We start from the raw sequence: 10178 nt of genomic DNA, 5'->3' as shown, positions 1-10178 counted from the left end.
GTTGATTAGCTCATTTGTTACGTTGGCTTCATTTCATAAGAAATGAATATTATTGTTTGTTGACGTTTTTGTTTGTTTAGTTTTCAAAGAACAATTTCTTTATCGCTCAAAAGCGACTTTCTTATCATATCAAGTTATCAACACAATGTCAACAACTTTTTATAATTTCTTTTTTCTTTCGAGTTGCTGTTTTGCAGCAACGAATAATAATATACCACCATTAAACCTTGAGCGCAATACCTTTTTTAAAAGAAAAAATATTCACTCTACTTTTAATATATTGTTGTGAGGTTTCTGACACCTCTCCCGCTTTTTCCTAGCCGCCCTTTACAATAAACACCATACAAGAACATACTATAGACAACAAAAAACACACGATATTTTAACATACCGTGTGTTTTTTAATGTAGTAATGAATCAAAACTCTTAGTTTCTTATTTATGACGCATTAACGGGAATAATAGTACGTCACGGATGGAAGGAGCGTTCGTTAATAACATGACTAGACGGTCGATTCCAATTCCTAGTCCACCTGTTGGCGGCATACCGTATTCTAATGCTTCTACAAAGTCGTCATCCATCATATGGGCTTCATCATTACCCTGTTCACGTTCTTTTAACTGGGCTTCAAAACGCTCTCTTTGATCGATTGGGTCATTCAGTTCGGTAAAAGCATTTGCATGCTCACGAGCGACAATAAACAACTCAAAACGATCGGTGAATCGTGGGTCCTCGTCATTTTTCTTAGCAAGTGGAGAAATTTCCACTGGATGACCATAGATAAAGGTTGGCTGAATTAATTTTTCCTCAACCTTTTGTTCGAAGAATTCATTAACAATATGACCATAAAGCATATTATCATTAATTTCGACTCCATGCTCTTTTGCAAGGGAACGAGCTTCTTCTACACTTGTTTCTTTCCAGAAATCTACACCCGTATATTCTTTAATCGCATCAACCATATGGAGTCTTTTCCATTCAGGTTTAAGGTCTACTTCATACTCACCATATTGAACAGTTGTAGTACCTAATACTTCTTGGGCAATATGAGCAATAAGGTTTTCTGTTAAGCTCATAATATCGCGATAGTCAGCATAGGCTTCATACAGTTCAATCATAGTAAATTCCGGATTATGGCGAGTAGACACACCTTCGTTCCTAAATACTCGACCAATTTCATAAACCTTCTCAAGACCACCTACGATTAATCTCTTTAAGTGAAGCTCAATAGCAATCCTCATAAATAAAGGCATATCAAGAGCATTGTGGTGGGTAATAAACGGTCTTGCCGAAGCACCCCCAGCAATCGCATGCATCATAGGTGTTTCGACTTCTAAATAACCGTGGTCATCCAAATAACGGCGCATCGATTGGATAATTCGGCTTCTAGCAATGAACGTTTCCTTACTTTCCTGACTCATAATTAAATCTAAATAACGTTGACGGTATCGTTGCTCTACATCCTTTAAACCATGAAACTTATCTGGCAGCGGACGAAGTGCTTTTGTTAAGAATACAAAATCCTTAACCTTTACAGATAATTCGCCTACTTTTGTTTTAAATAAGGTACCTGTTACCCCAATGATGTCTCCAAGGTCAGCTGAATTAAAGACTTCGTATGATTCTTCACCTACTGCATCTTGACGAACATACACCTGAATTTGACCTGTTAAATCTTGAATATGAGCAAATCCAGCCTTACCTTTGCCGCGCTTTGTCATAATCCGTCCAGCGAGAGAAACAGAAACCTCTTTTGCCTCAAGATCCTCTTTTTCCAATTCTGCGTATTGATCAATAATTTCTTTTGTATTGTGTGAACGATCAAAACGCTTGCCAAATGGATCTAATCCATTTTCACGCATTGTATTCATTTTTTCACGTCTGACCAAAAATTGGTCATTTAATTCTTCCTGACTCATGTGTACTTCAACTCCATAACTTTCTTAATTTATGTAAAACTCATGAATACTGGGCTGATTTTCTTGTCCAACTCTAGCACCTTGGTCTATTAAAGGGCTGTCAAGGACCTTCCGCTTTTTTACATACTATATTATTTTACACAAACTCGACAATTCAGACATCAAAAAAGTTTTTAAATACATAAAAACTGCCAGTAATGCTACCGGCAGTTCAATCAGTTAACAAAAATCATTATAGAAAATAGACGAGTGACTGTCAAATTAACCTACGATTAACTCGCTCTTTTCTAACTCTTCTACCTCTGCTACTAAACCATGTAATATTGTCACTAAATCTTCTCTTGTATTACACTCATTAATCGCATTACGCACTCTACCATTACCAGGGACACCTTTTAAGTACCATGCCGCATGCTTACGCATTTCACGTACCGCAATATACTCACTTTTCAATGCGATTAAACGGTCCAAGTGAAGGATACAGACGTCGATTTTTTCTCTTACAGATGGCTCACCTAGTAGTTTGCCGGTTTCTAAATATTGAACCGTACGGTAGATCATCCATGGATTCCCTAGTGCTGCTCGTCCGATCATTACACCATCAACACCCGTTTCCTCCAGCATCCTTTTGGCATCTTGTGGTGTTTGCACATCCCCATTACCGATGACTGGGATGGTAACAGCCTGTTTTACTTCCCGAATGATATCCCAGTTTGCCTTTCCCTCATACATTTGTACACGAGTACGTCCATGCAGGGCAATAGCTTTTCCACCAGCAAGTTCAACCATTTGCGCATTTTTGACAGCAAAGATATGTTCATCATCCCAGCCCATACGCATTTTTACGGTTACAGGCTTTTCTACCGCATCCACAACCGCTGAAACCATTTCATAAATTTTATCAGGGTCTAATAGCCATCTTGCCCCGGCATCACACTTCGTAATTTTCGGAACAGGGCAGCCCATATTGATATCAATAATGTCGGCGTTTGTGTTTTGATCAACAAATTTTGCTGCTTCAACAAGCGTTTCTTTTTCACCACCGAAAATTTGCAGGCTAAGTGGTTTTTCACGTTCATCAATATAGAGCATGTTCATAGTCTTTTCATTTTTAAGTATAATCCCCTTGTCGCTGACCATTTCTGCACAAACTAAACCTGCACCAAATTCTTTAACAGTCAGACGGAATGCAGAATTACATACACCCGCCATTGGCGCTAATACAACAGGATTCTTAATTTCAATATCACCTATTTTTAACATTCGGTAACCTCCTTTTCTATTCTTTCGGTTTTAAGTCTTCTATACTAATTTTTAAGGAATGTGCAATTCTCGCAATTAAATCTTCCGCAGGCATGCGATTTCCTCTTTCAATTTCACCTAATATAGATACTGATACACCTAGTTGTCTCGAAAAGCCTTCTTGCGTATATCCCTTCAGCTTCCGATAGGCACGAATACGTCTTCCCCATTTTTCCGCTTCCATATTCGGACTCCTTCTTTATCTGGTAGTTCATTCAAAAGTATGTTAAGAGGTTTTTCCACCTCGGGTATACAAAGGTTTGGGTCAATTTCTAGTAATGGAATCATCACAAATGCCCGCTCCAACATTCTTGGGTGCGGAACATTTAGTTTCTCCGATACAATATTTTCTTGGTTATAAGTCAGAATGTCAAGGTCAATCGTCCTCGGCCCCCACACAATGTCCCTTTTTCTCCCAAGTTCAATTTCAATTTTCAAACAAATATCTAACAACTCAATTGCTTTTAAACTTGTCTTTACCATGATAACCATGTTTAAAAATAAATCTTGATCCTCATATCCAACAGGGTCTGTTTCATATATGGATGAAAAATTCACCAGCTGGATTGACGGATATTGAATTAACTTGTTAATGGCATTAACCATATTATCATACCGGTTTCCAATGTTTGAGCCAAGGGAAATAAATGCTGTGTTTTCCAATTTTATCTTCCCCTCGTAATTTCTACGGCTACAGACTTATAATGACCAGGGATTGGAGGATCTGGTTTAACTACTTTTACGGTCACATCATTAACAAGCGGAAATGAGCTGAGGATGCTAACGGCAATTTTTTCCGCAACAGCTTCAACAAGCTTGTACGGTTTCCCCTCAACCACTTCCCGACAAACTTGATACAGCTCCCCATAATTAACTGAAAACTCAAGTTCATCCGTTTTCCCAGCCATACTTAAATCCACTGATACCGCTAAATCCACTATAAATCGCTGACCTAATCGATTCTCTTCCGGAAATACACCATGATAACCATAGAACTCCATCTTGTTTACATATATTTTATCCAAGGACGACATCCTTCCCCATTAATATATCCATCATTCTCGCCATTCTGCTCATTTCTTTCACATCATGGACGCGAATCATATGACAGCCTTTTTGGATGCCGTAACAAATCGTCGCTCCTGTGCCTTCCATTCTTTCATGAACAGGCAGATCTAAAGCATGGCCAATCATTGACTTTCTCGATGTTCCTAATAATACAGGATAGCCGAACATGACAAACCGCTCTAAGTTTTGCATGGTTAAAAGATTTTCTTGATAATCCCTCGCAAAACCTATCCCAGGGTCTAAGATAATATTTTCATCCTTGACTCCCGCTTTTTTTACGATAGCAATACTTTCATAAAGGTCATTTAATACATCTCTAATAAAAGAATGATAATTCCGCTCTTGACGATTGTGCATAAGGATGATTGGAACTTGATAGTCAGCTGCAACTTCTGCCATTCTATTGTCTGCTTTCGCACCCCATATATCGTTAATAATGTGGGCACCTGCTTCGATTGCCTGCTTTGCTACCTCTGCTTTATAAGTATCAATTGAAATTGGAACTGGCACATGTTCTGAGATGGCTTTTATCACTGGGACAACCCGTTCAATTTCATCCTCATCTGAAATTCTTTCATACCCCGGTCTAGTTGATTCACCGCCAATATCAATAATATCAGCACCATTAGCAACCATTTCCTTCGCTCTCTCTACTGCACGCTCAATTTGATTAAATTTCCCGCCATCAGAAAAAGAGTCAGGGGTCACATTTAAGATTCCCATTACAATGGTCTTTTTACCATAATCCAAGGTATATGGTCCGCATTTGATTTGATCATTAGTTGTATTCATCCATATTCCCCCCACAGCCTGTTTTTCACATTTTAACATATTTTTATAAGAAAAGCGCAGGGCGCCTGCCTATCGGCGACAGGCATAAGACGCTCAGGGAAAGAAGGCGTTCTTTGCCTTCATTCCCTGAGTGCCTGTAGACCCTCGAGGGGCTAGGCGCTGAAGCTGGACGAAAAAAAAAGAAGCATCGGCAAAAATGCCGACGCCTCATCTCTTTTTACTCAGCATCATATTGGTAAAGTGGAGTACTTAAGTAACGTTCACCGTTATCAGGGATAATCGCAAGTACTTTTTTACCTTTTCCAAGTTGCTTTGCTACCTTTAGGGCTGCAGAAATCGCAGCTCCAGAAGAAATTCCTCCTAGGATTCCTTCTTCTCTAGCAGCACGGCGGGATGCTTCAAATGCTTCTTCTGTATTAATTTGAATTACTTCATCATAGATTTCTGTGTTTAATGTATCAGGAACAAAGCCTGCACCAAGTCCTTGAAGTTTGTGTGGACCAGGGTTACCGCCTGAAAGGACAGGTGAGTCTTTAGGCTCAACAGCAACAATCTTCACTTCTGGGAATTTCTCACGAATCACACTACCTGCTCCTGAGATAGTTCCACCTGTTCCGATACCAGATACAAACGCATCTAGTTGATCCATTTGTTCAACAATTTCTTTACCTGTCGTTCTTTTATGTACTTCAGGGTTTGCTTGGTTTTTAAATTGTTGTGGTAAGAAATAACCATGTTCTTTTACTAGCTCTTCTGCCTTAGCAATAGCACCCTTCATACCTGCTGGTCCAGGTGTTAACACAAGCTCTGCACCATATGCACGAAGAAGGTTTCTTCTTTCTAAGCTCATGGTTTCAGGCATAACGAAGATTGCTTTGTAACCTTTAGCTGCTGCAATCATGGCAAGCCCGATACCTGTATTACCACTTGTTGGTTCAATGATGGTATCACCTGGTTTAATCAAACCTTGCTCTTCTGCAGCTTCAATCATCGCTAGACCAATACGGTCTTTAACACTGCTGCCTGGGTTAAAGTACTCAAGCTTTAAATAAACTTCTGCACTATTCTCGTCTACTAATCTGTTTAATTTAACAATCGGTGTTTGGCCAACTAATTCAGCCACTGAATTTGCAACACGAACCATTAGGGCACCTCTATTCCGAGTATTTTTATTGGATTTATACTAATAAATTTACCAGTTTTTAAGGTATTTTGTCAATTGTTTTGACTGAAAAGTTTGAAATAAATTGAAATTATTATAGTAGTAAAGAACTAATAGTTAATACCTTTTAATGTATAAAGAACTATTTTGCTTCATCCCTTAGCGCTTCTAACTCTTCTTTGGAAAACTGATACTTCTCATTACAGAAATGACAATGAGCTTCAGCCTTTCCATCTTCTTCGATCATTGCATGAATTTCCGCTGCCCCTAATCCAATAATAGCATTGGCAAATCGTTCTTTAGAACAAGTGCATTGAAAGCGGACAGGCATCGTTTCTAATATTTTTACATTCTCTGCTCCAAACAACTCTTCAAGGATTTGTTCAGGTGTTAATCCCCGCTCAATTAACTTTGAAATGGGCTCAATCGTTTTCAAACGTTCTTCTAATTTTGAAATCAAAGCATCAGGCGTACCTGGCATTAATTGAAAAATAAATCCTCCTGCTGCGAGTATGGAATCATCTGGGTTCACTAAGACACCAACCCCAACGGAGGAAGGTACTTGTTCAGAGGTTGCAAAGTAATAGGTAAAATCCTCACCAAGCTCTCCGGAAACAAGAGGTACCTGCCCTGAGAAGAAGTCACGCAATCCAATATCCTTTACAACCGCAAGCAGACCATCTGTACCAACCGCGCGGCGGACATCAAGCTTGCCATGTTCATTAGATTCAAAGTCAACTTCTGGATTCGTGACATAACCTCGGACTTCACCCTTCGCGTTACTGTCAACCACAATCGGACCAAGAGGACCGCCACCATTGATTTTTACGGTAAGTTTATCCTCACCTTTAAGCATAGCACCCATCATAAGTGCTGCGGTCATCGTGCGTCCAAGTGCAGCTGACGCTGTGCGCCATGTTTGATGACGGTGCTGCGCCTCACTAATTGTTTCTGTTGTGCGGACGGCATATGCGCGTATATTTCCATCAAAGGCTAGTGCCTTTACAAGATAATCGTTCATTGTGTAACTCCCTTCTAGCTGAATAGCATATATCTTTAGGTTATCCCATGTTACGCTTATAGATAAGCGCAAGACCTTTTAAAGTTAAAAATGGGTCAATAATATCAATAATCGTTGATTCCTGTGAAATTAAATTAGCCAATCCACCAGTAGCAATCACGGTAGGCTTTTTGGAGCTTTGAGCCATCATTCTTTTTACAATTCCCTCAACCTGTCCTACATAACCATAGACTATACCAGCCTGCATAGCAGATACTGTATTTTTACCAATAACGCCTTCAGGTCTAGCAATTTCAATCCGTGGTAATTTTGCTGCTCTTGAATAGAGTGCCTCAGTTGAGATTCCAATTCCAGGTGCAATGGCTCCACCCATATATTGACGGTCCTCATTGACGTAACAATAGGTGGTGGCTGTTCCAAAGTCTACAATAATGAGTGGACTGCCATACTCATGGATTGCAGCAACCGCATTCACAATTCTATCTGCGCCAACTTCTCTAGGATTTTCGTATTTAATATTGAGTCCAGTCTTTATCCCAGGACCTACGACAAGCGGCTTCAAGTGAAAATACTTTTGACACATTCTTTCTAAGGCAAACATGATTGGCGGCACAACAGAAGAAATGATGATGCCATCAATATCAGAAAATGATAAACCCGAAAAGTCAAATAAAGATTTTATATTCATTCCAAATTCATCTTCAGTACGATTACGGCTTGTTTCAATTCGCCAATGATACTTTAGTTCATCTCCATCATAAACACCTAAGACGATATTGGTATTTCCCACATCAAATACGAAAATCAAATCTATCACTCGCTTTTATTAAATTTCTTTTCCTCATACGCAACATCATATCATAAATAGTTTATGAGTAAAAAAAAAGAGTGCCTCATTGAAGCACTCTTCTACATTTTATTACTTAAAATCAGTATCATCAGGAGAACTGTCTAGGACGGATCTTCCGTCCTCACTAGCTTCATCCTTCTTTTTATTGATATTAACCTTTACATCGTCTACCCTTTTCGGTTCAACTCTTACTGATTCTAACGTTAATGAAGGGTCTGGCATATGCCCATGATCCACTAAATAACGAATTTGTTCAGCGTTAAGGGTCTCCACTTCAAGAAGGGTTTTAGCAATAAGATCGAGCTTCTCACGATTTTCAGTAAGAATCTGTTTCGCTCTTTCGTATGAATCTTTAATGATACGTTGAATTTCAAGGTCGATTTCATAAGCAATCGCATCAGAATAGTTTTGTTCGTTATGAATGTCACGACCTAGGAACACTTGACCACCAGATGCTTGACCGAATTGCAATGGTCCTAACTTATCACTCATACCATATTCAGTTACCATCTTACGTGCGATGCCTGTAGCACGCTGGAAGTCGTTATGAGCACCAGTACTTACTTCACCAAACACAATTTCTTCTGCCACACGGCCGCCTAATAAGCCGACAATTTTATCAAGCAACTCAGGTTTTGTCATAAAGTAACGGTCTTCTCTTGGAAGCATAACGGCATATCCGCCAGCCTGACCACGTGGGACAATCGTTACTTTGTGAACCATGTCTGCTTCATCGAGTACTAACCCGATGACGGTATGACCGCCCTCATGGAAGGCAACAATACGGCGTTCTTTTTCTGAAATAACACGGCTTTTTTTCGCAGGACCTGCAATAACACGGTCTGTAGCTTCATCAATATCAACCATATCGATTTTCTTCTTATTTTGACGTGCTGCCACTAGGGCTGCTTCATTTAATAAGTTTTCAAGGTCTGCACCAGAAAATCCTGGGGTACGCATAGCGACATTTTTTAAGTTGATGGATTCATCTAATGGTTTATTCCTTGCATGAACTCGAAGAACTGCTTCACGCCCTGTAACATCTGGACGGTCAACGGTAATTTGACGGTCAAAACGTCCCGGACGAAGTAATGCAGGATCAAGTATATCAGGGCGGTTGGTCGCAGCTACGATAATAATTCCTTCATTCGCACCAAAACCATCCATTTCAACAAGTAATTGGTTTAAGGTTTGTTCGCGTTCATCATGTCCGCCTCCTAAACCTGCACCACGCTGGCGCCCAACTGCATCAATTTCATCAATAAAGATAATACATGGAGCATTTTTCTTAGCATTTTCAAATAAGTCACGAACACGGGAGGCACCGACACCGACAAACATTTCAACGAAGTCTGATCCGCTGATAGAAAAGAACGGTACGCCTGCTTCACCAGCTACAGCACGGGCAAGCAATGTTTTACCAGTACCAGGAGGTCCTACAAGTAAAACCCCTTTTGGAATCCGGGCACCAAGTTCAGCAAATTTGCGAGGGTCTTTTAAAAACTCCACCACTTCGACCAATTCTGCCTTCTCTTCATCTGCACCGGCAACATCTCTAAAACGGACTTTCTTCTTATCATCGTTATAAAGCTTTGCCTTAGATTTACCAAAGTTCATAACACGGCTTCCGCCGCCTTGAGCCTGGTTTAATAAGAAGAAAAATAAAATAAAGATAATCACGAACGGAATAATGGAAGTAAAGAAGGTAACCCAGCCACTTGTTTCTTTTGCCGGCATAACTTCCACTTTTGAATCTGCCTTGTCAATACGGTCGAGAATCTTTTCACTGTTTGGAATATAAGTAACAAATTTCTTACTATTTGATCTTAATACGCCCCGAACCTCATAAACACCACGGTCAGGCTGCATGGAAAAGGATTCAACTTTACCGCTTTCTAATTGCGTTACAAATTTATCATAAGAGATTTGATCAGTTGTTTCATTGCTTCCATTAAAGAAACTTACCACACCAATAATGACTAAAAATATTAATAAATAAAAGATGGTATTACGGAAAATCCGATTCATCTCTTACCTCCTCCCGCGGATAATAACTATATTAAG

Annotated in this window: 10 protein-coding genes; all 10 read right to left on the bottom strand. The window is 39.7% G+C overall.

The features are described from left to right. Positions 1-434: 434 nt before the first annotated feature. Positions 435-1919 (bottom strand): lysine--tRNA ligase, encoded by a 1485-nt coding sequence (lysS, locus tag JOC76_RS25755; RefSeq protein WP_205181671.1) that lies wholly within the window; start codon positions 1917-1919, stop codon positions 435-437. 261 nt (positions 1920-2180) lie between these two features. Then, on the bottom strand, positions 2181-3182 hold the full coding sequence (dusB, locus tag JOC76_RS25750) for a tRNA dihydrouridine synthase DusB (RefSeq protein WP_205181670.1): 1002 nt from the start codon (positions 3180-3182) through the stop codon (positions 2181-2183). A gap of 16 nt (positions 3183-3198) precedes the next feature. After that, positions 3199-3405 (bottom strand): helix-turn-helix domain-containing protein, encoded by a 207-nt coding sequence (locus JOC76_RS25745; RefSeq protein ID WP_205181669.1) that lies wholly within the window; start codon positions 3403-3405, stop codon positions 3199-3201. Continuing rightward, positions 3357-3884: a 2-amino-4-hydroxy-6-hydroxymethyldihydropteridine diphosphokinase gene (gene folK / locus JOC76_RS25740; protein ID WP_205181668.1), complete on the bottom strand. Its 528-nt coding sequence runs from the start codon at positions 3882-3884 to the stop codon at positions 3357-3359. The genes JOC76_RS25745 and folK overlap by 49 nt, the downstream gene beginning before the upstream one ends. A 2-nt stretch (positions 3885-3886) precedes the next feature. Next, the gene (gene folB, locus JOC76_RS25735; RefSeq protein WP_205181667.1) at positions 3887-4246 is read right to left on the bottom strand and encodes a dihydroneopterin aldolase; all 360 of its coding nucleotides are present in this window, start codon (positions 4244-4246) and stop codon (positions 3887-3889) included. Further along, a complete protein-coding gene (gene folP / locus JOC76_RS25730; RefSeq protein WP_205181666.1) occupies positions 4239-5081 on the bottom strand; it encodes a dihydropteroate synthase in 843 nt (280 codons plus the stop codon). Before folP ends, folB begins: the two co-directional genes overlap by 8 nt. Before the next feature lie 217 nt (positions 5082-5298). After that, on the bottom strand, positions 5299-6225 hold the full coding sequence (gene cysK, locus JOC76_RS25725; RefSeq protein WP_205181665.1) for a cysteine synthase A: 927 nt from the start codon (positions 6223-6225) through the stop codon (positions 5299-5301). Between the two features lie 160 nt (positions 6226-6385). Continuing rightward, on the bottom strand, positions 6386-7264 hold the full coding sequence (gene hslO, locus JOC76_RS25720; RefSeq protein WP_205181664.1) for an Hsp33 family molecular chaperone HslO: 879 nt from the start codon (positions 7262-7264) through the stop codon (positions 6386-6388). A 40-nt stretch (positions 7265-7304) separates the two neighbouring features. Continuing rightward, complete coding sequence (locus JOC76_RS25715; protein ID WP_205181663.1) at positions 7305-8072, bottom strand: type III pantothenate kinase; 768 nt, start codon at positions 8070-8072, stop codon at positions 7305-7307. A 111-nt stretch (positions 8073-8183) separates the two neighbouring features. After that, on the bottom strand, positions 8184-10142 hold the full coding sequence (gene ftsH, locus JOC76_RS25710) for an ATP-dependent zinc metalloprotease FtsH (protein ID WP_205181662.1): 1959 nt from the start codon (positions 10140-10142) through the stop codon (positions 8184-8186). Positions 10143-10178: the final 36 nt, after the last annotated feature.

The organism is Neobacillus cucumis (assembly GCF_016908975.1).
Taxonomy (GTDB): domain Bacteria; phylum Bacillota; class Bacilli; order Bacillales; family Cytobacillaceae; genus Neobacillus; species Neobacillus cucumis.
The sequence above is the reverse complement of the archived record's forward strand: the minus strand, read 5'-3'. Positions and strand labels throughout refer to the sequence as shown.

Bases quoted from the DNA above. Each gene is read 5' to 3' on its own strand.
- lysS (WP_205181671.1), bottom strand. From the start codon at position 1,919: ATGAGTCAGGAAGAATTAAATGACCAATTTTTGGTCAGACGTGAAAAA.
- dusB (WP_205181670.1), bottom strand. From the start codon at position 3,182: ATGTTAAAAATAGGTGATATTGAAATTAAGAATCCTGTTGTATTAGCG.
- JOC76_RS25745 (WP_205181669.1), bottom strand. From the start codon at position 3,405: ATGGAAGCGGAAAAATGGGGAAGACGTATTCGTGCCTATCGGAAGCTG.
- folP (WP_205181666.1), bottom strand. From the start codon at position 5,081: ATGAATACAACTAATGATCAAATCAAATGCGGACCATATACCTTGGAT.
- cysK (WP_205181665.1), bottom strand. From the start codon at position 6,225: ATGGTTCGTGTTGCAAATTCAGTGGCTGAATTAGTTGGCCAAACACCG.
- hslO (WP_205181664.1), bottom strand. From the start codon at position 7,264: ATGAACGATTATCTTGTAAAGGCACTAGCCTTTGATGGAAATATACGC.
- ftsH (WP_205181662.1), bottom strand. From the start codon at position 10,142: ATGAATCGGATTTTCCGTAATACCATCTTTTATTTATTAATATTTTTA.